Consider the following 26341-nt stretch of genomic DNA (forward strand, 5'->3'; position numbering starts at 1 on the left):
GCTTTTCAACCATCCCGGTAGATACCACCGCAATTTTCAGGCCTTGTTCGGCCATTTGCTGGGCGGTCAGCTGTATTGCCCCATGTTCGCCTTGCTCTGCATGCGCTTCATCAGAACCCTCTGCATGCGCATGTTGACCATGATCTTCCTCATGCGCATGTGGATCAGAGGGAGTATTTTTGCTGTTAAACCAGATCGCGATGCCGACCAGAATCGTCACCCCAATCAAAATCGCAATCATGAGAGGCTGGGATAATTTTCCATTTTGCTTCATGTTCATTTTATCGCGCCCCTGCATTGATTAAATTTTGTGATACGGCAATGGCATTTTTATTCAGCTGGGTATGGGCATCTGAACGGCTGATCTCCTCATAGCTGGTGCCGATACTGAGCGCCTCAGCAGTCAGGGCACTTTGCCAGGCCTGACGCAGAATCTGTAATTGTCCTAAACGGAGGTTTTGCAGCTGAGTAGTCGCCTGCTGGACATCTGTAGTAGATAGTTTTCCTGCCCGAAAACCTTGCAAAGTACGGCTGTGAACTTTACTTGCCAAGGCAATCTGTTCAGTCGTTGCATCAAACTGACTGCGCAAGCCTTTCAGCTGATGCATGCCATTGGCAATATCCAAGATTTGCTGCTTCAGCTCCTGTTGTTGCTGTTGATTGAGCAAGATCTGTTGCTGCTGGGCCATAGGAATCGTATATTGCTGACGATTAAAAATATTCAGCGGCACATCAACGCCCAGTACTAAAACCGTTTCATTATTTTCATCCGGCGACTTGCTACGATTCATTCCCACATTCAAGGTCGGGTTCGGACGCGCCTGCACTTTTAAGTTTTCAATCTGATTATTCGACTGCTGGAGATTCAAGGCATACAGCTTTTCCAGCCAGCCTTGTGCAATATAACGCTGTACCACTTGCTCACTGTGCTCCGGCCAAGGCACCCCCTTTTTATTCGGCTGAATAGCTGCGGCCGTTTCTCCCCATAAATTAGAGAGCTGACGCTCAGCCACCTGCTGATTCAAAAGCGCTTGCTGATACAGCCGTTTTACATCTAGCGCTTCAATCTGGGCACGTTCAAAATCGACCAGTGCAATACTGCCCGCCTGATAACGTTTCTGGGCACTGTCCAGATTAGCTTTACTTACGGTTAATTGTGAGGCATAGACAGACTGTTCAACCTGAGCAAGCAGCAATTGTGACCAGGCAAATTTCACAATCAGCTGGCTTTGTGCTTGCCATAATTGCTGCTGTAACTGGATTTGCTGATTTGAGGTCTGTGCCATACGCTGCTTCAGCTTACGCTCGCCAAAAAGGTCTAGCGGCTGGCTGATGCCAATACTGAATTCCTGCTCCTGATCTGAACCAAATCCGGACTTTTCGAGGCTTAAACTTGGATTTTGCCATAACCGGCTTTGCTGAATATTCAGTTTAGAAACTTGCTGGCCTTGTTGCCACAACTGATCCTGAGCCTGATAGTTTTGTACTTTTGCTAAAGCCGATTCAAAACTGCTGACCGTTTCAGCAGAACTATATTGCACGCAGACTGCACAGACAGCGACCACCAGATAACGGCTCAAGAATGCCATTTTTTGTAAAGACATAATTTTCCCACTTATTGAAATAATAACAGTGGTGGGAATATTTTAGGCTACCCCACCTTTAGCGGGGATAATTCGGGAGGCGGGCTTTGCTGAAAAAGATCCGGTGCCTGATAGCTGTTTTTCCAATAAAACTCTGGAATTACCTGAGTCTCGAACACGGGCAAAACGATCATAACTTTTGCATCTTGCACCAATAAATGTGTCATCGACGGTAAATGATCCTGATGATCTTCACCCAGTTCAAAATCGTTCCCGATTTGCTTTAAATGATCTAGCTGCGAATGATACAAATGTTGTCGGTTATCACTGGTACACAAAGTATTTTGATGGTGACCGAAATGATAGCGCTGTAGCGATGCCTGCTCTTCATGGGCACAAAAGGCTGCTGCCACATTCCAAAGACTTTGGAACATGAACAATCCAACCAAGACTGTAATCCATGTTGCAAGACGCATAAGAAAGCCAGATAAAGCGATTCATCTGCCATTATAGAGCCTATCCTCTGTCTATCAAGACTTTATTCAATTCATCCAGAATAAGTAGCTTAATTCACCTAGATGCTCAGATTGGCTGAATATTTTTATACCTGCTAGATTATAAATAAGCCAGCCCTGGAGCGGACTGATACTGCCTGTTCAAAGCTCCATCAGACCTGTCAATCATCCAGGTTGATCAGGCTCAATCCTGGATTTTTGTAGTTTACCTGCTCTGAAATCTCAAACCGAAATAGCCCTTATCTTGCTCATGCTGATCCAGCACCTCGCTACCGACAGTTTCGATTGAGGACTTTATTTCTCAAAGATTTCTTTTAAATCACGCGGCATGCCTTGGGCAGATTTAAACTCTCCTTTACTATCGCGCCAGACCATAGACGGCGTTGAGAAAAACCCATATTTCTCCATCAAGCCTTCATTAAAGTCAATTTTTTCTGCAATCTCTTTAGGAATGCTGCTCGCCGGTTTCAAGCGATTCTTGGCTTTATCCGCATTCATCTTGGCAAACACGGCGACCGGATCTTTGGACTTCAACAAGGTGGCAATCTGAGCCCGACTTTCTTCACGGATTACCCCGACCTGAATATGACGTAACTGGACTTTGCCAGATTGAACCCATGGACGTGCCTCTCGCCAAAGTTGATAACAATAAGGACAATTAGGATCTGAAAATACATAGACAATACGTGGCGCTGTTTTTTGCCCATCCTGAATCCAGGTGGCTTTTTCCAGAGTCTTCCATACATCATCCAGAACCGCCTGTTTGGCATGTTGATTCATGGCTTCAATCGACAGGTTTTCTCCTTTGGCATTATATAAGTCACCCTGGATGTAATACTTCTGGTCATTAGAAATAAATACCGTTCCAGGATGCTGATTGCTATGCCCAACCCAACCAGTCATACCGCTGGGTGCAGGAATTTGCTTCACAAACTGAAAGCCTTCCTGCGTAATCTGTGTTTTAAGGTCTGTCGCGGCTGAAGCAAAGGCTGTACTGCCTGCGAGCAACATAAAAATAAACGTGCGTTGTGTCAGTCTCATCATAAAATTCACCCGGTCAAGTTAAGGTTGTAGAGAAATTTTGCTTAAATAGTGCTGCAACATTGCAGGACTTAACTCCCCCATATGCCGTTCTACCAGCTGGCCCTGTGCATTAAAGAACAAGGTACTAGGCAAGCCGAACATATTCAGCTGTTGAGGCAGCTCCCCATATGGATCAAGTAATACATGCTTAAAATCAAGCTGATAACGTTTTAAATAATCACGGACTGTGACGCCATCTTCACCCTGATTCAGCATGATAAAATAAATGTCAGGATATTGATCATGGGCCCGCTGTAAAACCGGCATTTCTCGATGACACGGCGGACACCAGCTGGCCCACATATTAATCACCGTAGGCTGTCCGGCGAACTGCTGGAGTGCGATCTGCTCTGCTGTTTCCCCGGTTTGATTCAAAGAAGAAAAGCTTAAATCCGGGAAGTGTGTTTCCTGTTTCACACTGGCTTGCAGCGCTATACCTGTACCTAAAAGCAGCGTAAAAATAAAGACAAAGCTAAGCCTCGAGGTATAAGCCAAACCTTTATTTTTCCAGAAAAACCAGCCCAATCCGAAGAGAGCACCGCCAATTAAATGAAATCCCTTGTCCTGAATTTTAAAGATGTCGATCATGGAAGTGGAATACGCATCCCAATGCAGCATGATAAAAACCATTCGTGCTCCGATCAGCCCGATCAACACACTGGTCCATAGGGAGTCCTGAAACACCTGAAAGATCGCTGGGTCCCAATTCAGTTTCCGGCTAACCAGATGAGCGACAATCGACACTCCAAGTAGGGCGACTAAAAGAATGATCAGTGTCCAAGGCAACATCAACGGACCAAGATGTAAGGCTTCAGAAGAAATCATGGCTGTCCTCCTGCCTGAAGCTGTTTTAATCGTGTCAGTAGCTGCTCTGCACTAAATGTGCCGGTCAGTCGAAGTCTGCGCTGCTCCTGCTGCGAAGCATCCAGCATGATCATGGTCGGCGGCCCCAGAATCTGCCACTGTTTTAATATTTCATCCTGACTTGGATGGTAATGAGTGAGATCCAACTTAATCCTCACAATATCCTGCAGCGCCCTCTGTACATCTTCACGTGGTAACACTTCATGCTCAATAGGCTGACAGGCTACGCACCAGTCGGCATAGACATCAATGATGACAGCTTGTCCTTGAGACTGGACAAGTACGCGGCTCAGCTCCTCTGCCGTGCTTACCTTCTGCCATTCCAGTACGCGTTCTGCCTGAGTGATATTAAGCTGGGCAACAGCCTGGTTAAGCTGCCAAATACCTCCGGCAGCAAACAGAAGACTTAACACCGCCACTATGGTTTTCGGAATTACCCGTGATAAATGAGGCAGCATTTTCAGCAGGCAATAGCCTGCAAGTAATAACAGGGTCAAGCCCAACAGGCTAAAATATACTACTCCCGGAATGAAGGGACGTATAAAATAAATCGCCAGAGCCAGCATCACAAAACCAAAGCTGAATTTAAGACGATCCATCCATACACCGGGTTTAGGTAAATATTTTGCCCCAAATACTGAAGCAATAAATATCGGCAAGCCAAGACCCAAGCCAAGTACAAATAAATAGCTGGCGCCCATCACAGGCTGATTCAACTGAGAAACAAATAACAGGGCTCCGGCCAACGGCGCACTCATACAAGGGCCTACAATCAAGGCCGCGATCACACCCATCAAGAAGGCACCGAACAATGTGCCGCCCTTTTGACGCTGCTGCCACTGGTCCAGACGCTGTAACAGCCCCTGTGGCAAGGACAGTTGAAACGCCCCGAACAGGTTAAAAGCAAACAGAACAAAGAGAAGAGCAAAAAAGCCAATGAATGCCGGACTTTGGAACCACCGCTGGAAGCTATAACCTAATTGCGCCACTGCCAGTCCCATCAACGCATAGACAATCGCCATACCTACAACAAAAGCACCTGCAATCAATGCAGCCCGGTAACCGGTTTTACGCTGAACCAGAATTCCCGAAAGAATAGGAATCAGAGGCAAGGAACAGGGTAGAAAAGCCAACAGGATGCCGAGTCCTAAAAACACCAGTAAATTAATCAATAGATTCTGGCTCGAAAGCAGGCTAAAAAAGAACTGGTCATTATTCCATTGAGATTGCATAGGGCTTGTGGCCTGATCAGCCGGTGTCTGAAGTTCTGTCTGAGGACTGACTTCACTTGCGGCCGGTGTCAGCGTTTTATCAGCGACTGGTTCAGTCTGCGGCAGCAAGACCGGAATTTCAGATATTTCTTCGATATCTTTATTACTTAAATTTTCTGCTGCTGGCGCTGGTTTTTTTTCCTGAACCAGTCCCGGTTCAGCGACTGGTTCAGGTTGCAACACAGCATTAGCAGTAGAGTCCAGATTTAACAGCTTTTTGGTTTCAGTGATTCTCTGGGCAGGCAACAACCCTTCAGCATCAGTTTGAATCGTGCTGCGTTGTACCGGATAACATAAGCCGCTTTCTGCACAACCTTGCCACTGAATACTCAGCGTTTGCTGGGGCTGTACTTTAATCTGCGTTTTGACTTGCCCATAATGTACTGGAGTCAGACCAAAATTGGGATCATCCTTATCTTGAGGTGCCGGCAAATTCAGCTTGAGCGGTGTTTGCCCCTGACTGACTTTCAACTGATCATGATAAAGATAATAACCATCCGCAATCTTCCAGGTGAGTTCGGCTTTATCCTGGCTGGTCGATACCGCCTGGAACTGAAAAGCTTGATCAGGCGGCAGATAGTCAGCATAGGCATTATTTAGTCCTATGCACACCATGATCCAAAATACTCTGCAAATCCAAGCCATCATCCCTATCTCGTTTCATTTCATCACGGCCATTATCAGGAATCTAAAATTAAGGGAGCATTAACAGGCAGAATCATTTATAAAATAGACACAGTATCGGAAGGAAAGAGTATGTTCGTCGTCCTGGTAGAAGATGATCCCTATATTGCGCAGAGTATTTGTGCAGCTCTGGATTTTTTAAATATTTCTGTAGAGCATGTCAGTACAGCACGTACAGCGGATTATTTTGTCCGCCATAGCGCCGTAGATCTGTGTCTGCTCGACTTGGGACTGCCGGATCAGGATGGCCTGGAGTTACTAAAACAGTGGCGCCAGGACCAGATTCATCTACCTGTACTCGTGCTGACAGCACGTTTACATACTCAGCAATGTGTAGAAGCCTTAAACCTGGGCGCTGATGACTATCTGACCAAGCCTTTTGAGCTGGATGAACTGATTGCCCGTATCCATGCCCTTAGCCGGCGCCATCGGGGCTTTTCATCGAATATCTTGCAGTTTGCAGACCTCAGCTTGAATCGCGATACCCAGGAAGTGTTCTATCAGCAGCAGGCCATTCAGCTGTCCAGACGTGAATACAGTTTACTGGAGACCCTGATGAGTCATCCCAACCAGATTCTGAAAAATGAGCAGCTACTGGATAAACTCTATGGTTATCAGGACAGTATTGAGAGCAATGCCTTAAATGTGCATATTTACCATCTGCGTCAAAAATTAAATGCTGATTTTATCCAGACCATCCGTGGTGTGGGTTATATGTTTAAAGCTCCCGGGGAAAGCTGATGCGTAGCTACAGTTTGAAATGGCGTCTGGTCATCAGCTTATTACTGGTCTTTTTGTGTTTATGGAGTATCGTTTTTGCCTGGCTGTACATTGACCTGCAAAAACGCCTGCAAGAGACGCTGGATCAACGCCTTTCTGCATCGGCGCATATGGTGGCGCGCCTGATTCAACAACTTCCCGTGCAAGCCATTCATCATGAACTGATACAGCAACCCAATAAATCGGCAGATGCTGAAAACCTGATTGCCTGTGAAGTGTCTCTGTTCAGCTCGGATATTTCAGTGGGCCAGCAGGTTTTGGCCAAAACCCGGGGAGCGCCTGCCAACCTGAGCCAACAGCCGTCTGGATTCAGCACCTGGCAATCTGGCGGCATTGAATGGCGCAGCTATGTACTGCGTAAAGGTGATATACAGATTGTCGCCGCTGAGCGCATGTTCCTGCGTGAATCCTTGTTACAGCAGATTTTACGATCCGTACTTATTCCCCTGATGCTTTCCTTATTGATCTGTACCATCCTGATTGTACTGATTATTCGCAGGGAATTTAAAAGCCTGGATGACATCGCCCAGCATTTAAGTCAAAAGAATTTAACCCTGACGGCGGCAACCCAATATTTAACCGATCTTGACCCTAGACATATTCCGCATGAAGTACAGCCTTTCGTCGACAATTCAACACAACTGATTCAAAAGCTGCATCATAGTCTGGAAAATGAAAAAGTCTTTACGGCCTATGCCGCCCATGAATTACGCAGTCCTTTAACTGCCATTAAAACCCATGTCCAGCTGGCCCAGTTGATGGCACAGCACGAGGCATCGCCCAAGTTACAGCAAAATTTACAGCAGGCCGATACCAGTATCCGCAGATATGCCGAGCTTCTGGAGCAGCTTTTAACGCTTTCTTCTCTGGAACACAATAAAATAGAAGAATTAGGCTCAACAGAAGTAGCAAGCGTATTAAGACAAGTTATTCAAGACCTGCAACCAGCTTATCCTGCGCTCCAGTCAAGCCTGAATATCGACTGGGAAAGCCTGACCAGCATTCAGCTGCCAGACTTTGCCTTATATACGGTTTTAAAAAACCTGATGGAGAATGCGGCTTTGCATGCACATGCCGATGTTATTTCTATATCTATGCAAGATAAATCTATGATTTTTCAAGATAACGGCAGTATATTGGATCAAACTGAAATGGAGAATCTGGGACAGCGCTTTTGGCGTAAATCTTCCCAGCAACCCGGTCATGGCTTAGGTCTGTCTTTGGTTAAAACGCTCTTAAGAAAATATCATTACCATCTGGAATTTCAGGCTGCTCAGCCACATGGTTTAATGGTTAAATTAAGTCCATTGTCTGACTAAATACATGATCAGAAAAAACTCAGGATTTAGGCCTGATCAATTGCAGACATAATGAAGTACACATTCATCCTGAAGATGAGCAGCGAGAAACTGATCAGCAAGACTATTTTTGCATTTTTCCACGCCCGTACTTAATATGCCGCTTATAACAATTAATATTAAAAAACCTAATGCTTTATCTTCTTAGCATCATACTTCTGCTCTTTCTTATCCATTACTACAGACTTCACCAGACGACCTCGATAACCAGTGAGTTTCTTCTATATCTGTTTATTTTTCTTATCATAATCTGCATCAGAAGTGCCTGGCGTGTTCTGACTTAAAAAAAACACTTAGCACCATCCAAAATCCATGCCTGACATCACAACACGGCGCGAATAGAATGCCTGTATATGACAAACTAACACGATGATATTCTGGGTGTAGCCTTTTCAACTCACTAAAGCCGGTTTTAATTATAGGTATGGTCAAGGCACTAAGAGTTTAAGCATAGATAAAATGGCTTTTAGAATCGGTTCAATCCCCCCTCCAACACCCCACCTAATCTGTGATTGCTATTTTTATGGGCTCTAAGCACGGCCTTTATATGCTCTCACCATCTGATCGCTGATATCCTCTGGATAACAAAGCGGCTTATACCCACCCGCCCGGTTATAAGCACTACGCTTACCGCATCGACTCCCATTTTTTGCAGTATTGTATGGACAAGGACAATTTCCCGGATAACTTTCAATCGATTGCTGAATCATTTTTTGCTTAATCGCTTCAGTACTTTGTCCATTTTGTTTCGCTTCCGCCCCAAAAGCCAAACATAGTCCTAATAAAACTAGAATTTTTTTCATTATATTCACCTCTTAGACAGATTCTATACAGAGTGAATACTTATGTGAATTATTGACTTTTAAGTATTTCTTTAATTCATTCCAGTCATCTTTGAAACCATAAAAAAACCCGCCATATATTAGCGGGTTGTTTCTCAAAACAGTCCTGTCTTATAGACGAACCAATTCCACAATTTTTTCAGTCAGTTCTTCAACCGCTTCTTGAACATAAGTCACATCAGCGCCTTCGCTCACTTCAGTGATAACCACCACACCCGTTTCACGAAGCAGCGCAACCTGCTCTGCGGTTAAACCTGATTTGGCAAGAGCAACCACACCTTGTTGAATTAACAGGCTTTCTAGGGCTTGGGCACTTTCCAGAGCTTGGGCAGATACAGATACTATCGCAGGCTTCTGCCCTAGACGTGCAGCACGATCTTCAGCAGTAACAGGATTGGTATGAACTAACCATTCAACCGCTTCCTCAACCATGCCGGCACCGACAGTTACGTTACTTAAGCGGTCAATAAAGATAAACGAACCGGTATGGCGACTGTCCTGATAACGGTCAAAGACCACAGGCGCATCAAACTCGATGACGACATCAGCAATCGTATTCAGATTAAGCTGCTCTACCTGAGTTTTTTCCAGTGTATTTACGTCCACACGGTAATTAATCTGTTCCACTTTGGCAGGAACGATTTGTGTACCTAGCTTCACATTATAAAGCTTGCCCTTTACCAAAGGCTGATCATTCATCCATACCACAGAAGCACGAACTGAACGTGATGCCAAAGGTGTATCCCCTGCTTTGACCAGCATGTTGCCACGAGAAATATCAATCTCGTCATTCAGCGTCAAAGTAATGGCTTGACCTGCAAAGGCACGTGGCAAGTTACCATCAAAAGTCACAATTTCTTTTACCGTCGACTTTTTACCCGACGGCAAGGCCACAATCTCCTCCCCTACTGCGATTTCACCGAGCGCGATTGTACCGCAGAACCCGCGAAAATCCAGATTTGGACGATTGACATACTGTACAGGTAAACGGAATTCCTGTTTGTCTGCCTGATGAGAAACCTCCACCGACTCAAGCGTCCCCATTAAGGTCTGCCCGGTATACCACGGTGTGTGTTCAGACTTGTTCACCACGTTATCGCCATTCAAGGCCGAAATTGGGGTAAATACGATATTCGCCGGTTTGCGATCCCCTAACTGATTCACAAAGCTGGTGTATTCGGCCTGAATCTCGTTGAAACGTGCTTCAGAAAACTCCACCAGATCCATTTTGTTAATGGCAACAATAATGTTCTTAATACCAAGCAGGCTGGCAATAAAGGTATGACGGCGCGTCTGGGTCTGTACGCCATAACGGGCATCAATCAGGATAATCGCCAGATCCGCAGTCGACGCACCAGTCGCCATGTTACGGGTATATTGCTCATGTCCCGGCGTATCCGCGATGATGAACTTACGCTTTTCAGTCGAGAAATAACGGTAGGCCACATCAATGGTAATGCCCTGCTCACGCTCAGCTTGCAGGCCATCAACCAGCAAAGCCAGATCAGGTGCATCGCCAGTCGTACCAACTTTTTTTGAATCCCGGGTTACCGCTTGCAGATGGTCTTCATAGATCAGCTTTGAATCATATAACAGACGACCGATCAGGGTCGACTTGCCATCATCTACATTACCGCAAGTCAGGAAACGCAGCAGGTCTTTATTTTCATGTTGCTTTAAGTAAGCCAGAATATCCTGGCTGATCAGTTCTGATTGATGAGACATGGCTCAAACTCCACAAATGCTTTAGAAATCAGTTTTAATCTTTCACGCACCTCCATCTTTCTTTCATAAAAAGAATGGTTATTCCCCCTCTTGCACCAAAAGAGGGTTAGGTGGGAGATTAATTAGAAGTAGCCTTCCTGTTTTTTCTTTTCCATCGAGCCCGCTTCATCATGGTCAATCATACGTCCCTGACGTTCAGAGCTGGTTGCAAGCAACATCTCCTGGATAATCTCAGGCAAGCTATCGGCTTCTGACTCGACTGCCCCGGTTAATGGATAACAGCCCAGTGTACGGAAACGTACCGATTTCATTTCTGGAACTTCGCCTTGTTTCAGTGGCATGCGTTCATCATCTACCATGATCCAGGTGCCGCCACGTTCAACTACCGGGCGTTTCGCTGCATAGTACAATGGAACAATTGGAATCTGCTCCAGATAGATATATTGCCAGATGTCGAGCTCTGTCCAGTTCGACAATGGGAATACACGAATACTTTCGCCCTTGTTGACTTTACCGTTATACAGATTCCACAGTTCTGGACGCTGGTTTTTCGGGTCCCAACGGTGTTTGCTGTCACGGAATGAATATACCCGTTCTTTTGCACGTGATTTTTCTTCATCACGACGCGCGCCCCCAAAGGCTGCATCAAAGCCATACTGATCTAGTGCCTGTTTCAAACCCTGAGTTTTCATGATGTCAGTATATTTGGAACTGCCGTGATCGAATGGATTGATGCCTGCGTCGCGACCTTCTTTATTTTGATGAACGATCAAATCAAAACCATGGGTTTTTGCCATGTTGTCACGAAAGGTGATCATGTCTTTAAATTTCCAGCCCGTATCTACATGCAGTAGAGGAAATGGAAGTTTTGCAGGGTAAAACGCTTTTAGGGCTAAATGCAGCATAACAGCTGAATCTTTACCGATTGAGTAAAGCATAACCGGATTTTCAAACTCGGCAGCAACTTCGCGAATGATGTGAATACTCTCAGCTTCAAGCTGTTTAAGATGAGTAAGTCTTTCCTCATTTAATGACATGGACAACCTGCGGATTACACGTGTACTTAATGACACTTTATAGAAATTTATAATTATTATAGAGAGTAACTTTTTATAACGATTGCTTGTTTTATGATATTCATATCTCAAAAGCTCATATAAAACTTCACTAATATCAACTATCAATTTTAGTGAATCCAAATTTCAAGCTAAACTAGCACCATTCCATCAGCCTCCTCCTTAGTATATTTTTTATAGTTTTTTTAAAAAAATATAATAGAAAAATCAACTAAAGTGGGGTTCACAAGCGATAGAAAAAAACTAGAGTTGCAGGAATTTACCCTCTAAATTTTATTCTTTTATATGCCCTATAACACTTTCGATCTTGCAACCTTAAAAGCCTCCCTAGAAAAAGCACGGCTTGCTGGCTATCTCTATCAGCATCAATCCTCTATTTTGGTATTACAGGAACCATTGACTGAAGATGGCAGCCCTTTAAATATTTATCTGCAGCATGAACTGACGGCAGACCAGATCGGCATCCAGTTTGGTTTGCGCCAACAGGAAGGACATTGGGAGTATCTGCTCGGTATTACCTACAGTAACCAGAATGCTGCTTATGAAATTGGTGCCGGTAATCTAAAAGGTGATCAAAAGGCCTTTAACCTGCTTTATGCTTTTTATAATTACCCTAAAGCCTTTTATCTGGTGGCTTTACCGCTCTCTGCAAATACCCAGACACTGGAACAGGCTTTACAGCAACAGTTATTTAATCAGCCTGAACTTCAGTTTTTGGAAAGCGCAGTCAAAACCAACCCGATGGGTGAGCAGGTGAAATGGATGAAATCTTATCTTTTACAGCAGGCGCTGGACATGAAAGTTCGCATCCAAACAGCCCTACTTTAAGTGCTTCTACAAACGCTTCTCCCCTCCAGAGTAGGATCATCATACTCACTTTCCCTACTCTCTCTTTTATACACCCCCTCATGCTTGAATTTTCTTGTTTTTACTTTTATATGTCCATTCATCTAATAAATATTATAAAAATGAATTTATGATTAAAAACTTTGCGCTTGATCTTTTTCTATGCTTAACTCTCCTTAAGTGCATAACATTAAATACTAGACTTTTTCAATTTTCATTCTAGTATTTTATGTAATCCATTGGATACAATTTGAATGATAACTGTTATCTTTTATCCATTATATATTTGACCATAACCATAAATATTTGAGACAACAGCAATGTGGGAACTGTTCACTCATCCTTCAAATATCGTATTCAGTATCAGCTTAAGCCTGATGCTGATGTTTGCAGCTTTGGAGTGCGTACTATTGATTCTAGGAGGTGGCTCGCAGAATATTCTGGAGCAGTTCTGGCCCCATGACGCCGTACAGGCCGATATTGCAGTTGAACAGAATTCGGGAATATTGTTTAAAGTATTGGACTGGCTTTATATTCGCCAGTTACCTTTTTTTATCTGGCTGATTATTTTTCTGACCTGTTTTGGTTTGAGCGGCTTCTTGATTCAAGGCATTTTTGAATATTTTAGCAATCAGTTGTTCAACGTTTGGATTATCACCCCTGCCTGTCTGTTGCTGTGCATGCCTGTTGTACGCTGGTGGGCAATGCTGGCCACTAAAGTTATTCCTCAGGAGGAAACCACAGCCCTCTATAGTGACGAGCTGCTTGGATGCAAAGCCATTATTATTTTAGGTGAAGCGAAGCTAAATTCTCCTGCACAGGCCAAGGTGCGTGATCCATATGGTCATACGCATTATGTACTGGTTGAACCAGAACAGAATCATATTCTTCAGCAAGGTCAGATAGTTGTGCTAACCCAAAAAACTAAAAATGGCTTCCAAGCTATAGAGTATTAGGGTCTGTTGGCAATTCATCTATGTTTGCAACCAGAAAGATATATTTCGCAAGCTTTTTAGCTGATATAGGGCGTGAGGCAGGAAATCCAGTCTTCTAAATACATGATTCATCACCAGATAGCGGCAAGAATATGCTCGTTCCGAAAGGCAGTAGCTCGTTTCCTTCTGCATCCTCATTTGCGGTTTTTATTTAATCCCTTGCTTTATGCAAGCTATTTTTATTTTTCTCTGCATCTCTAACAGTAAAGAATACAGAACACTACATAAATTCTCCCGGAGCCAGGTTTTTTCTATTACAGTATTTATCCTGATTTTGTTTTTTATAGTAAGCCTCATGTCTTATTTTTTAGATAAAAAAAAATTGAATACCCTACTGATGTGTATAACAACTCTGCCTTTATTTGCATGCAACCCCTTATCTCACTCCAAGGCACCGGTCTTCATTAAAAACCATCCAATTAATGTGCTTGTTGCGAAATACCAAGCAGAAAACCTTCCACCTTCTAAAATGATGAAAATTGATCAAATGCGTATTATGCATATTGATCTCGACTATGTTTTCGATACTGATAAAGAACAGCAACAACGCAATATTAAAGCTTTGATTGCACGTATCCAGCAAATTCAACCTAATACGATATTTTTACAAGCATTTGCCGATCCGGATGCCAATGGGTCGGCAGATCAGGTTTATTTTAAAAACAGGCATATTCCAACACGAAATAATTTATTCCCTACAGTTCTTAGCGAAATTAGACAGTACACTCAGGTTAAACAGATCTATGCATGGCTTCCGCTGATTGCTTGGGAGTCTCCGGAAACTGAGTCTCTTCAGTATGTGACTCATAGCCAGGGAGCTAGCTCAGGCTATATTCGTATCAGCCCTTTTGACCAAAAAAATATGAACTTAGTGGCAGAGATTTTTATTGATTTTATTCAGAATAATCCAGTCGACGGCATTTTATATCATGACGATATTACCCTCAGTGATTATGAAGATAACTCTCAAATCGCTAAAAAAACCTATGGCTCTTGGGGATTTAAAGATTTATCTATTTTAGGTCAACCACAACATCCTGAACAGTTTAAATTTGCACAATACAAGACCGCTTATCTTGACCAGTTTGCAGCAGGCATTAGCCAGATTTTAAAAAAACAACAACCTCACCTGCTGACCGCACGCAATATGTATGCCCCCGTTGTACTCAATCCGAAAAGTGAACAATGGTTTAGTCAATCTCAAGCCAGTACACTGGTGCATTATGACTATAATGCAATTATGGCCATGCCCTATATGGAAGAAAGCACGAATCACCAGCAATTTTATTTAGACCTTATTGCTCAGGCAAAAAAATACGACCCAACTTTGGATCGTACGATTTTCGAGCTTCAAGCAGTCAACTGGAGAAATAATCAAAAAATCTCCACTCAAGAACTCGCTAAAACCATGGAGTTACTAAAACAACATGGTGTTAAACACTTTGGCTATTATCCTGACGATTTTGTGCAGCAACATCCACATGCGTCCACTTTGCAGTCGGTATTTCCAGCTGATCACTCAGATCATAAGCCCTAAGTTCACCTTCTTCACTGTAGTGTAAGGTAATATTTTTTGCTTGCTGTAAACGCCTGATATCATAAGTATTTACACTAAAACTTTGAGCCAGATCCGTGGTTGTGACGTTCTTCGGAGATAATCGCTTTTCCTTATTATGAAAACGATACCAGTTATAACCTGCCCAAAGAAACAGACATGAAATGAACGTCGCGATAAGCCCCATCAACTGAAATAAATTTAAGGATTCTTTGGGCATTTCGGCCACAACCAGCTGGTCATAGACCAAACCGCCTTCCACCCACCAAAAGAACAAGGTCAGCAACGGCATAAACAACCACATCCATACCACCCAGCCGAATGCCAATAAGCTATAACCTACCGCCTTATTACGAACATATTCAGGTTGATCAATATAAGCAGGAATATCGAGTAATGCTTTGTCGGTAACGACTTTAAATACTTCCTTTTTTTGCATCTCCAGCCTCCCTTCTAAAGCCACGATCTGGACTCACCCATCGTGCACGTTTTTGAGTTTTTAATAATGTTTTAGGCACCGCAACCACTGTGGTCATCATAGTCAAAACCCAGAAGAATAAAGGATACCAGATGACCCAAAAATAGTTTCTTAAAATACGGCCACGGTCATAGCGGTTATCAATCATCAGACTGACAAAAAACTGAATAAGACAGGTGACCCCTAGAATTACTCCATACCACTGTGGAACCAGTGACTGGATGGCCCACTCACCTGGCAAAGGAAAAAATAGCCCATACAGGTAAAGCAATATAATACCAAACATGACATAGGCCCAAACGATACTGATCATGGACTCGATCACAACCGGCCACATACGGCGTAAACGCCAGTTAAACATTTTTGGAGTATATGCCAATAGCACTTCAATTCCACCTTGAGCCCAGCGCAGGCGTTGTTTCCATAAGCCCTTAAAGGTTTCAGGCATATAAATATAGCCGAGTGCATTCGGCACATACTGCAGATCCCAATGATCAAACTGCAAACGCCATGACACATCGATATCTTCCGTAATCATGTCATCACGCCAATATCCAATACGGTCTAAAGCCGTTTTACGAAATGCAACCAACACTCCGGATACAGTAAAAATACGACCATATGTACGTTGTGCACGCTTAATGAGACCAATAATAGATGAGAATTCACCCACCTGGATTTTACCCAAAATACTTGAACGATTAATAATTCTTGGATTTCCCGTCACCGCACCTACACGCGGATAATGGGTTAAATGATGCATCATCCATAGCACTGCATGTGGATGCAGCAACGCATCTCCATCGATACACACCAAATATTCATATTGACTCACCATGGCACCGGCCTTTAATGCATAAGCCTTGCCTTGATTCTCAGCCAGATGGACAACGCGTAACCGTGGATAGGTCTGCTGCAATTCATCTAGAATTTCAGCCGTTTTATCACTGCTCCCATCATTGATAGCAATCACTTCAAAGTTGGGATATTGGGTTTGCATTGCATATTTAATGGTTTCACGGACTTGTTCTTCTTCATTAAAACAAGGGATTAAAATACTACAGGCATGTTCACTCGGTTCAGGAATCTCCTGTTGTTTATATTCACGTTTTAGAAAAAACCATAGTCCGCCTGCAATCCATAGCCAAGCCATAAAAAGTGGATATAAAAATGCAAAACCAAAATAATAGTCATTAAAACTCAAATTCGATAACCATTGCATTACTTTTTCTCCAAAACTTTTTGAGTAAATGGATCACGGTAATTCAATGGGCTGTCATTTAAACTCAGCTCAGGATAAAGGTTTTGATGAATTACCCGGGTATGATTAAAACTGTAATTATTCACACCGACTTTTTGGATCGCTAAACTTCTAAGTTGCTGATAAGATTTTTTGAGTTGTTTCACTTGTTGTTTTGTCAGTTGATCGGGGATGTTAAAACTGGCAATTAAATGCTGCTGTTCTTTATCATTAAAAGTCTTAACCTGCTTTAAGAGCGCGTTAAACACTTCAGGTTGCTGAATAGGATCTAATTCAATATAAATAAAATCGGCATAATCCAAGCTGTAGTCAAGGAGAGCTTTTAAACCTTCAAGCTGCGTTTGATCTAACTTAAATTTCAAGGCAGTCTGATAGTTATTACTAATATTGGCATAGTATTTTGCTTGAGCTTTGGTGCGTTCTTTGATTTGAAACACCTGTTCCACCTGCGCCTCGCATTCTGCCTCCCAATTTTTCTGACGCAGCGCACAGGCCAGCATAGAACCGGTATCCAGCATTAAGCCTTCTATCGAGGTATTGTTCTTCACCAAGTCAGCCGTCATCGCAGCCAGGTCTAAGTTCTGTTCAGTTTCCAAGCTCACTGGAAATTCGGCATAGACACGATTCCCAATCCGTGTCCGCGACTGCCACACTACACGGTTAAGCATATCTTGCTGCATGTGTAATTGGCGGTTTGGAAAATAGGCAACATCGATTTTTCCATCACCATTGCGATCAGATACCGCTTTAAGAATAAGCGTATTGGTTTTTAGAGCATCAATGCTATCCAGTAACTGTCCGAGTTTCTGATTGAACTGTTCATTATTGCCAGAGTGCATTTCAGCCAAGTCAAAACGCAGAAAGCTCTTGCGCTGCTTATAGGGTGCACGCACATAATTCAAAAACTCCAACATTTCCTGACTAATCATTTCAGGCATCGGATTATCCATGATCAAAGCACGTTGGTAGGTTTTCACCGAGTCAGCGAGTGGCGCGACACTTCCCAAGCTAAATGACATTGGGAAACCAGCTTTAGCTGCCAGCTCTTCACTTTCTGCCGTCACGGCGCCATAAGGCCAAAAAATCGCGCGGGTATTTATACCTAATTCACGATCTAACACCTGTTTTGATTTCTTTAAGTCTGCAATAACACGACTGCGATATTCATTATCTGTTTCATAACGCTTTTGCTTTTCCAAATATTCACGCGTAATTGCCGCAGGTTGCATATTTTTCTGGGGATTGGCCAAAATACCGTGATGCATATTATCTGAGTGCGATACGAATTCAGCATAGCCCGATGCAACCATTTCGCGCATCTGTGACCAGGTCATTAAGTTGCCTGTCCCATAGGCTTCATAGGCATCCTTGGTATTTCCATTAATCCAGCTGGTCGGTATCGCAAATACCGCTGGCATTTTATATTGTTTTAAAAGTGGAAAAACACGGCTATAGCTACTTAATGCACCATCATCAAAAGTTAAAAGTAGCGCTTTATTGGGTAAGGTTTTTTTGCCTTGCCGCGCCAACCAAATATCTTCTAAACGAATCGGTTGCCAGCCTTCACGTTTAATCCATTCCAAATATTGCGCTAAATTTTTCGTACTAATGGCATAAACATCACGGTCACCGCGCTTTGCTACATCATCCCGAACATCATGGAAAGTTAGGGTCACAAACTGATTATCTTGCAACTTGATTTGTTTTGGCTTTTGTAATTCTGCATGAGCATTTATTGGTACTACAACTGTACTGGTTAAACTCAAGGCTATCAAAATATTGGATAATGTTTTCATTAGAAACGCCCCTCAAAGCCAATCACACCATAAGTTCTTTCCTCTGAGTCACCATCATATGGATGTACTCCCCAACCAATGCCGTAATGAAGCTTCCATGTTCTCGACAGTTGCCATTCATGTTGGTAATAGACGTTATAAATTGCGTCTGCCGAATAATCTTTCTGTTTATAGGTTCCTGCACTTGCTTCAAAGTGCTGACTAAAGTGACGATCATAATTCCGCCATGTCATCCAGTCATGGGCTAAACCCAGTTCTAAGCTGTAATTGGATTCAGGATTAAAATAGTCTGCAGCAATATCATCATTTTTCCCATAATAACCACGCAGACTTGCCTGGGTAATATGATGGGGTGCCTGATAAACTTGCTGCATAAAGTATGCAGCCGCTTCTTGCCGTGTGTTGCCATCATCAATATCCGTTAGCTGATAGGTTGCTCCAGCCTTGCGAGATTCGTTTTGTTGCCAGTTAAAACCAACGTTATAAGATTGACCATCAAAACCACGTCGAACAGCTTGCAAAGGAATATCTGCCTGACTGTTATACGCCATATGATAATTCCAGTGATCATTAAGCCACTGCGACCACTCAAGCTCAGCTCCGAACCGGTCGCCATCTGTGGTCTGTGATAGGGCAATGCTGGCGTGTTTTCGATTTGAAGCCCATTCCACCCCAAGTCCAATACGGCTATCATCCACTTCACCATCATCAAAATCAGACCAGCGATAGTCATGGGTGGCGTAGGCTCGATAGTTGTCATACAACCACGGGCTGTTGAGACGTGTCTGATGATCACGCTCACGAGCACCCTTTAACTGCACCAGTAAATCCCGGCTGTCCGATTTACTTTTTGAAAGGGTACTTTGGTGCTGAATAGTGGGACGGTTACGATCATTTAATTCCTTTTGACTCAGCTGTACACCGGTATCCAAAGGTGAGCGTTGCATCAAATCTGCATTTTGCGCACGCCACCACTGAATATTGCCTAAGGCCTGGCTATTTTGCATATGGTTAATACGTGTAGCCTGATCAACCGGCTCTACTCCTCGCAATTGAGCTAAATTACTCTCGGACAGCTCCGGTTTTTCTCGCCAACGCTGAATTAACGCCAGGTTATTTCGATAGCTCACATTATTCGGCGCCTGCGCGACCAACTGTTCAAAATATCGTTCAGCCATGGCATGTTCATTACGATAAGCGTAGTTCAACCCTTTTAAGCCCAGGTACTCTAAACGATCATCATGTGTGGTTCGATTTACACCTTTTGCCGCACTATAATTAAAGGTTGGCAATAAATGATCCATTTGAACAATCAGCTGATCTGCTTGTTTAAATTTTTCTTGCTCAATAAGGGAGTAATACAAGCCCGCATACACATCATAATCAGGATAGTTTTTTTCTGATAACAGACTGCGATAGTAGACTTCAGCCTGTTTGGGCTGACGTAATTTCAAATAACTGTCTGCCGCAGCATGGCGCACATAGGCTGGCATATCCAAAATCGGCAGATTCACTTTTTGCAATTCAGCCAAAACTTGTTTTGATGCCTGTCGAGCATTTAAGGCATAGCTATAGTCATAATAAAATTTGCGCCTAATCGCCTGATCTTCGGGAAGCGCAGCTTCATAATGCTGCATGTCTGCAATGACGTGATCTAACTTGCTGTAAGCCAACATGCCCTGATCACGATAAGTCAGCATACGCTGCGACTGAATTGCATTTTGAATGCGCTGAGAAAACTCATGAAGCTTCAAACTATGCTGCAGGTTTGGACGTAATGCACTTAAGTGATGATTTTGAATATATTGTTCAGCTTCTGCATAATCGCTATTCGCCATCAAGGCCAAAATATATTGCTCTTGTATATCGCCATCGACCTGCTTGTTTAGCGCAGCCTTCGCCGTTGCAAGTGCCTCGATCGGCATGTCGAGCAGCCGGTATGCATATGACATTTGCGCTAAATAGTCAGGACTCAGTTGATCCTGTTTGACTTGCGCCAGCAGTTGCTTTGCCTGAACAGTTTGACCCGATTCTGCATTTAACACACCCTGCCATACTAACCATTGTTGCTGTTGGCTTCTTTGATAAAAGGTGTCTGCCCACTTTTCAGCCGACTGGAATTGTTTTAAATCGCGTTGCCCTTTAATAACACTCAGCCATGCATATTCAGGAAAACTTTGAACATGGATGTTCGATAAATGATGCAGATCAGCCAATGTTAATTTTTGATGTGCATGTGCACTTACTATATAGTCTGCGAGAAGGTTTTGATTTTTTGGCTGTTCAACCAATAAAGCACTTAATTGACTTAGTCCCTCTTCAACCTGACCTCCCCGAATCAAAATGACACTTGCTTCCCTCAGTTGATCAATACTATCTGCTGCCTTTACACATGTAATCGAAGAAGTACTTGCTATAATACAAGTCACCCAGATTGACTTTTTATAATTCATATCCTTTCACACTATTTTAGTAAGTATCAATACACAACAAAATTATGTTAACTATGTCACACTATATTTCATAAAGTAAACAAAATATACAATATTTACAGTGATTATGGTTCGGATTTAAGATTTTTTTCACCTAGAACCACAATACTTCTATATGAAGATAAAAAAATCCCCAGTTAGGGGATTTTTTTAAAGAAGTTTTAACTTAAGCTAAACCTTTCTCTTTCAATACTTCCAACATAGTAGAACCGAGCTCAGCCGGACTACGTGTATACGCCATTCCTGCACGTTCAAAAGCTGCAAATTTTTCTTCTGCAGTGCCCTTTCCGCCTGAAATGATCGCACCGGCATGCCCCATACGCTTGCCTTTTGGTGCTGTTACACCCGCGATATAACCGACTACCGGCTTAGTGACATTCGACTGGATATATTCTGCTGCTTCTTCCTCAGCAGTCCCGCCAATTTCACCAATCATAATAATGGCTTCAGTTTCAGGATCTTCCTGGAACAGTTTTAAGCAATCAATCTGGTTCATGCCCGGAATTGGATCACCTCCAATACCGATACAGGTTGACTGCCCCAAGCCTAGCTTCGTGGTTTGCGCAACGGCCTCATAGGTCAAGGTACCTGAACGCGAGATAATTCCGATTTTACCTTTCTGGTGAATATGGCCTGGCATAATTCCGATCTTGCATTCTTCAGGTGTAATAATCCCTGGACAGTTTGGACCAATCAGGCGTGTACCATTGCCATTGGTTTCAAGATAACGCTTAGCCTTTAACATATCGAGTGTTGGTACGCCTTCAGTGATCACCACAATCAAACCAATACCAGAATCCACCGCCTCTACAATTGAATCCAGTACGAAAGGCGCAGGAACATAAATGACAGAAGCATCCGCATTGGTTTCACGAACCGCCTCACGCATGGTATTAAATACTGGTAGATCCAGATGGGTCTGACCACCCTTGCCTGGGGTTACCCCGCCCACCACTTGGGTACCATAAGCAATCGCTTGTTCTGAATGGAATGTGCCGTTTTTGCCAGTGAAGCCCTGTACCAATACTTTCGTGTCTTTATTAACTAATACGCTCATGTTAGATACCCCTTAAGCTTTCACAGCAGCAACGATTTTTTCTGCAGCATCAGCAAGGCCTGTTGCAGAAATTAATTTCAAACCAGATTTATCCAGTAATTGTGCTCCTAATTCTGCATTATTCCCTTGCAGGCGAACAACCACAGGCACTGTCACATTCACTTCCTGAACTGCTGCAATAATTGCTTCAGCAATCATGTCACAACGTACAATTCCACCAAAAATATTGATCAATACTCCTTGTACAGAGCTATCTGCCAAAATAATCTTAAAGGCTTCAATCACGCGATCTTTGGTTGCGCCGCCACCGACATCAAGGAAATTGGCCGGCTGTCCACCATAGAGCTTGATAATATCCATGGTTGCCATCGCAAGACCGGCCCCATTGACCATACAACCAATATTGCCCTCTAGTGCCACATAGTTCAAATCAAATTCAGAAGCTTTTAATTCACGCTCATTTTCCTGTGAGGTATCACGTAGTGCTGCAATCTCAGGCAGACGGTATAAAGCATTTGAATCAATACCAATCTTAGCATCCACACAAAGAATATCGCCATTTTCACGCACAGATAGCGGGTTAATTTCAAACAGGGCAAAATCATTTTCTATGAATGCGTCATAAGCTGCACTCATAATTTTGACAAACTGATTGATTTGCCCATCTTTAAGTTTTAGTGCAAAAGCGGCTTCACGTGCCTGAAATGGCAATAGACCAACCAGCGGTTCTACCTCAACTTTAATAATTTTTTCCGGGGTTTCTTCTGCGACTTTTTCAATATCAACACCGCCTTCAGTGGATACCATAAAAGTGACTCGGCGGCTTGAACGGTCCACCACAGCCCCTAAGTACAACTCACGCTCAACGGGATACACATCTTCTGATACCAGAATACTGTTTACCGGCTGTCCATTAGCATCCGTCTGATAAGTCACCAGACTTGAGCCAATAATCTGATTAGCATATTCGGCTGCTTCTTCTGCCGACTTTACCACTTTAACACCACCAGCCTTACCACGACCACCCGCATGAACCTGGGCCTTGAGGACTGCAAACTTTCCACCTAATTGCTCAAATGCCTGTACGGTTTCATCAGCATTAGTGGCAAGTATGCCTTCCTGTACTGGCATACCATATTTTTTTAATAACGCTTTGGCTTGATATTCATGTAAATTCATTGATTAACCTTTTACTACTTATTTGACTTGTTATACATCGACCCATATTTCTTGATTCACAATCAAGATTGGTGTTTTAGAACTCAATGTTGTTTCTTATCTTTATTCTTAGATGATTATTCATATAAAAACAACCACCAAATGCAAAAAGAGCGGCTTAAGCCGCTCTTTTTGGTATTACTTACGTTTACGCTGAATCGCGTGAATCGCTCGTCCATCCACTGCTAAAGCTGCTTCATGTACAACTTCAGAGAAGGTTGGGTGACCAAAAGTCATCAATTGCAGATCTTCAACACTCGATACAAACTCAAGTGCGATCATACCTTGGTGAACAATATCAGACGCAGCCGGCCCAATCACATGCATACCCAGTAAACGGTCAGTTTTGGCATCCGCAACAAATTTCACGAAACCAGCATTTTCACCTGCCGCCATGGCACGACCATTCGCAGCAAAGCCAAATTGGCCAGTCTTCACTTCGATGCCTTTTTCTTTCGCTTGCTCTTCAGTTAAACCTACCCACGCCGCTTCAGGGTGTGTATAGATAACTGAAATGATAGTGTCGTAGTTGACTTGTGCAGCATGACCGTGGATACGTTCAACTGCCATAACACCTTCTTCCATGGCTTTATGTGCAAGCATTGGACCACGTACCAAGTCACCAATTGCATATACGCCTTCAATAGAAGTTGCACACCAATCGTTTACTTCAACTAAACCACGTTCAGTCAGTTTGATCCCACAGTCATCAGCCAACAGGCCTTCAGCATAAGCACGACGCCCTACACACACGATCAACTTATCGAAAGTTTGAGTTTTTTCTTCGCCACCTTGTGTGTATTTAACTGTAACTTCACGGCCATTCACTTCGGTGCCAGACACTTTCGCGCCAACACGGATATCCAGACCCTGTTTAGTTAACAGTTTTTGATAGTCTTTTGCCAAGGCTTTATCCGCCATTGGTAAAAAGGCATCCATTGCTTCAAATACAACAACTTCAGCACCCAGACGACGCCAGACAGAGCCAAGCTCCAGACCGATAACACCTGCACCAATCACGCCCAAACGCTGAGGTACTTCCTGGAACTCAAGTGCGCCAGTCGAGTCAACAATGAGGTCTTGATCAACAGGCGCTACCGGAATATTGACCGGCACAGAACCCGTTGCCAAAATGACATACTTCGGTTCTAAAATTTGAGTTTCACCTTCGTGCGACACAAATTCAACTTTTTTGCCTGCCAGCAATTTACCCGTACCTTTTAACCATTCGATACCATTGCCTTTCAAAAGACCGTCGATACCCATGGTTAATTGGTTAACAATTTTGTCTTTACGAGCAAGAAGTTTTGCAAGGTCAAATTTCACTTCACCAGTCGTAATACCGTGATCATCTAAGTGATGCACTGTATCTTCATAACGGTGAGAAGAATCAAGTAACGCTTTAGATGGGATACAACCCACGTTTAAGCAGGTACCACCTAGAGACGGCTTGCCTTTATGAATACGTTTTTCGATACAGGCAACTTTATAGCCAAGTTGCGCTGCACGGATTGCAGCTTCATAACCACCAGGGCCGCCGCCAATAACAACAAGATCAAATTGTTGAGACATTTTTATCTCCAAAAATGGGCTTAGAGGATCGCCCTAAGCCCATGCTTTATTTTTTAGAATTAAAGGTCAAGGATCAGTTTAGCTGGCTCTTCTAACAATTCTTTGATTGTTACCAAGAAGCCTACTGCTTCCTTACCATCAATCAGACGGTGGTCATAAGAAAGTGCCAGGTACATCATTGGTAGAATTTCAACCTGACCATTCACCGCCATTGGTCGCTCCTGGATTTTGTGCATACCCAGAATTGCTGTTTGTGGTGTGTTCAAAATTGGCGTAGAAAGTAATGAACCGAAAGTACCACCATTAGTAATGGTGAATGTACCGCCAGTCATATCTTCGATACCCAGCTTACCGTCACGTGCCTTAGCAGCATATGCACGGATACCACTTTCAACTTCAGCATAGTTCATGCGATCGGTATCACGAAGTACAGGAACCACTAGACCACGGTCAGAAGATACTGCTACACCGATGTCGTAGTAACCATGGTAAACGATGTCTTCACCATCAATAGACGCGTTTACTGCAGGGTAACGTTTAAGTGCTTCAGTTGCTGCCTTAACAAAGAATGACATGAAGCCCAGACGCGCACCGTGGCGTTTTTCGAATGCATCTTTATATTGAGCACGCATGTCCATGATTGGTTTCATGTTTACTTCGTTGAACGTCGTCAACATTGCTGTTTCTTGAGTTGCAGCAAGTAGACGTTCAGCAACACGCTTACGAAGACGTGTCATTGGAACACGTTTTTCAATACGTTCACCAACAGCCACACTTAATGGTGCAGCAGCAGGAGCAGCTGGCTTCGCCTGGTGATTTGCCACGTCTTCTTTAGTGATACGACCACCACGGCCTGTACCTTCTACATCGCTTGCAGCAATACCAGTTTCAGTCAAGGCTTTACGCACTGCAGGCGCTTGATCTTGTACTTGCTGACGCTCAACAATTGGTGAATTACCTGCTTCAGTATTCGCCGCAGCTTGTTCAACTTTCTCTTCAGACTGAACTGCCTGAGTTTGAGCAGCACCAGAAACAGCGCCTTCTTCAAACTGTGCAATCACTTCAGCTGAAAGTACTGTATCACCTTCGTTTTTCACGAGTGATGCAATAGTACCGTCTGCAGGAGCAACAACTTCTAAAACAACTTTATCTGTTTCAATATCGCAAATCACTTCATCACGTGATACTGCTTCACCTGGTTGTTTGTGCCAAGTTGCGATCGTACCGTCCGCAACTGACTCTGGGAATACCGGTGCTTTAATTTCGGTTGCCATTCTTTAGAATCTCCTG

Annotated in this window: 21 protein-coding genes and 1 pseudogene; 5 read left to right on the top strand and 17 right to left on the bottom strand. The window is 43.4% G+C overall.

Annotation, left to right across the window (positions count from 1 at the left end):
* From E2K52_RS00005 to dsbD, 6 genes and pseudogenes are all read right to left on the bottom strand, one after another.
* Positions 1–280, bottom strand: a pseudogene (locus E2K52_RS00005) (efflux transporter periplasmic adaptor subunit); the annotation flags it as partial.
* A 1-nt stretch (position 281) separates the two neighbouring features.
* Complete coding sequence (locus E2K52_RS00010) at positions 282–1604, bottom strand: TolC family protein (RefSeq protein WP_151202929.1); 1323 nt, start codon at positions 1602–1604, stop codon at positions 282–284.
* 47 nt (positions 1605–1651) lie between these two features.
* Positions 1652–2059: a cation efflux protein, CzcI-like gene (locus tag E2K52_RS00015; RefSeq protein WP_201798506.1), complete on the bottom strand. Its 408-nt coding sequence runs from the start codon at positions 2057–2059 to the stop codon at positions 1652–1654.
* Between the two features lie 333 nt (positions 2060–2392).
* Positions 2393–3139: a thiol:disulfide interchange protein DsbG gene (gene dsbG / locus E2K52_RS00020; RefSeq protein WP_151203040.1), complete on the bottom strand. Its 747-nt coding sequence runs from the start codon at positions 3137–3139 to the stop codon at positions 2393–2395.
* Positions 3140–3160: 21 nt separating this feature from the next.
* Positions 3161–4006: a TlpA disulfide reductase family protein gene (locus E2K52_RS00025; RefSeq protein WP_151202932.1), complete on the bottom strand. Its 846-nt coding sequence runs from the start codon at positions 4004–4006 to the stop codon at positions 3161–3163.
* Positions 4003–5931 carry a protein-disulfide reductase DsbD gene (gene dsbD, locus E2K52_RS00030; protein WP_151203041.1) on the bottom strand — a complete coding sequence of 643 codons (1929 nt, stop codon included), beginning with the start codon at positions 5929–5931 and terminating at the stop codon, positions 4003–4005. The genes E2K52_RS00025 and dsbD overlap by 4 nt, the downstream gene beginning before the upstream one ends.
* 141 nt (positions 5932–6072) lie before the next feature.
* Between dsbD and E2K52_RS00035 the strand changes: the two genes are divergently transcribed.
* Together E2K52_RS00035 and E2K52_RS00040 are read left to right on the top strand one after the other, a co-directional pair.
* Positions 6073–6741: a response regulator transcription factor gene (locus E2K52_RS00035; protein ID WP_151202934.1), complete on the top strand. Its 669-nt coding sequence runs from the start codon at positions 6073–6075 to the stop codon at positions 6739–6741.
* Positions 6741–8099: an ATP-binding protein gene (locus E2K52_RS00040; protein ID WP_151202936.1), complete on the top strand. Its 1359-nt coding sequence runs from the start codon at positions 6741–6743 to the stop codon at positions 8097–8099. The genes E2K52_RS00035 and E2K52_RS00040 overlap by 1 nt, the downstream gene beginning before the upstream one ends.
* Positions 8100–8668: 569 nt before the next feature.
* On the opposite strand, the gene E2K52_RS00045 is transcribed toward E2K52_RS00040, so the two are convergent.
* The 3 genes from E2K52_RS00045 to cysD form a co-directional block, all read right to left on the bottom strand.
* Positions 8669–8941 carry a hypothetical protein gene (locus tag E2K52_RS00045; RefSeq protein WP_151202938.1) on the bottom strand — a complete coding sequence of 91 codons (273 nt, stop codon included), beginning with the start codon at positions 8939–8941 and terminating at the stop codon, positions 8669–8671.
* A gap of 150 nt (positions 8942–9091) precedes the next feature.
* Positions 9092–10705: a sulfate adenylyltransferase subunit CysN gene (cysN, locus tag E2K52_RS00050; RefSeq protein ID WP_151202940.1), complete on the bottom strand. Its 1614-nt coding sequence runs from the start codon at positions 10703–10705 to the stop codon at positions 9092–9094.
* A gap of 122 nt (positions 10706–10827) precedes the next feature.
* Positions 10828–11742 carry a sulfate adenylyltransferase subunit CysD gene (gene cysD / locus E2K52_RS00055; protein ID WP_151202942.1) on the bottom strand — a complete coding sequence of 305 codons (915 nt, stop codon included), beginning with the start codon at positions 11740–11742 and terminating at the stop codon, positions 10828–10830.
* A gap of 324 nt (positions 11743–12066) precedes the next feature.
* Here cysD and E2K52_RS00060 point away from each other — a divergent pair, with 324 nt between their 5' ends.
* From E2K52_RS00060 to pgaB (E2K52_RS00070), 3 genes are all read left to right on the top strand, one after another.
* Complete coding sequence (locus tag E2K52_RS00060) at positions 12067–12609, top strand: hypothetical protein (RefSeq protein ID WP_151202944.1); 543 nt, start codon at positions 12067–12069, stop codon at positions 12607–12609.
* A gap of 338 nt (positions 12610–12947) precedes the next feature.
* Positions 12948–13583, top strand: a complete 636-nt coding sequence (locus tag E2K52_RS00065; RefSeq protein WP_151202946.1) for a YqiJ family protein — start codon at positions 12948–12950, stop codon at positions 13581–13583.
* A 205-nt stretch (positions 13584–13788) separates the two neighbouring features.
* Positions 13789–15159, top strand: a complete 1371-nt coding sequence (gene pgaB, locus E2K52_RS00070; RefSeq protein ID WP_227548195.1) for a poly-beta-1,6-N-acetyl-D-glucosamine N-deacetylase PgaB — start codon at positions 13789–13791, stop codon at positions 15157–15159.
* Here pgaB (E2K52_RS00070) and pgaD read toward each other — a convergent pair.
* The 8 genes from pgaD to odhB form a co-directional block, all read right to left on the bottom strand.
* Entirely contained in the window at positions 15056–15616 is a 561-nt protein-coding gene (gene pgaD, locus E2K52_RS00075; protein WP_151202948.1) for a poly-beta-1,6-N-acetyl-D-glucosamine biosynthesis protein PgaD, read from the bottom strand. The two genes, pgaB (E2K52_RS00070) and pgaD, sit on opposite strands and share 104 nt — an antisense overlap.
* The gene (gene pgaC / locus E2K52_RS00080; RefSeq protein ID WP_151202951.1) at positions 15594–16877 is read right to left on the bottom strand and encodes a poly-beta-1,6-N-acetyl-D-glucosamine synthase; all 1284 of its coding nucleotides are present in this window, start codon (positions 16875–16877) and stop codon (positions 15594–15596) included. Before pgaC ends, pgaD begins: the two co-directional genes overlap by 23 nt.
* Positions 16877–18712: a poly-beta-1,6-N-acetyl-D-glucosamine N-deacetylase PgaB gene (gene pgaB, locus E2K52_RS00085; RefSeq protein WP_151202953.1), complete on the bottom strand. Its 1836-nt coding sequence runs from the start codon at positions 18710–18712 to the stop codon at positions 16877–16879. The genes pgaC and pgaB (E2K52_RS00085) overlap by 1 nt, the downstream gene beginning before the upstream one ends.
* Positions 18712–21165, bottom strand: coding sequence for a poly-beta-1,6 N-acetyl-D-glucosamine export porin PgaA (gene pgaA / locus E2K52_RS00090; RefSeq protein WP_151202955.1), 2454 nt, complete (start codon positions 21163–21165; stop codon positions 18712–18714). Before pgaA ends, pgaB (E2K52_RS00085) begins: the two co-directional genes overlap by 1 nt.
* 205 nt (positions 21166–21370) lie before the next feature.
* Positions 21371–22261 (bottom strand): succinate--CoA ligase subunit alpha, encoded by an 891-nt coding sequence (sucD, locus tag E2K52_RS00095; RefSeq protein ID WP_151202958.1) that lies wholly within the window; start codon positions 22259–22261, stop codon positions 21371–21373.
* Between the two features lie 12 nt (positions 22262–22273).
* Positions 22274–23440, bottom strand: coding sequence for an ADP-forming succinate--CoA ligase subunit beta (gene sucC / locus E2K52_RS00100; RefSeq protein WP_151202960.1), 1167 nt, complete (start codon positions 23438–23440; stop codon positions 22274–22276).
* Between the two features lie 177 nt (positions 23441–23617).
* Entirely contained in the window at positions 23618–25051 is a 1434-nt protein-coding gene (gene lpdA, locus E2K52_RS00105) for a dihydrolipoyl dehydrogenase (protein WP_151202961.1), read from the bottom strand.
* Between the two features lie 59 nt (positions 25052–25110).
* On the bottom strand, positions 25111–26325 hold the full coding sequence (gene odhB / locus E2K52_RS00110; protein ID WP_151202963.1) for a 2-oxoglutarate dehydrogenase complex dihydrolipoyllysine-residue succinyltransferase: 1215 nt from the start codon (positions 26323–26325) through the stop codon (positions 25111–25113).
* Between the last annotated feature and the right edge of the window lie 16 nt (positions 26326–26341).

The organism is Acinetobacter sp. RF14B, assembly GCF_006864105.1.
In the GTDB taxonomy this organism is placed as follows: Bacteria; Pseudomonadota; Gammaproteobacteria; order Pseudomonadales; family Moraxellaceae; genus Acinetobacter; species Acinetobacter lwoffii_C.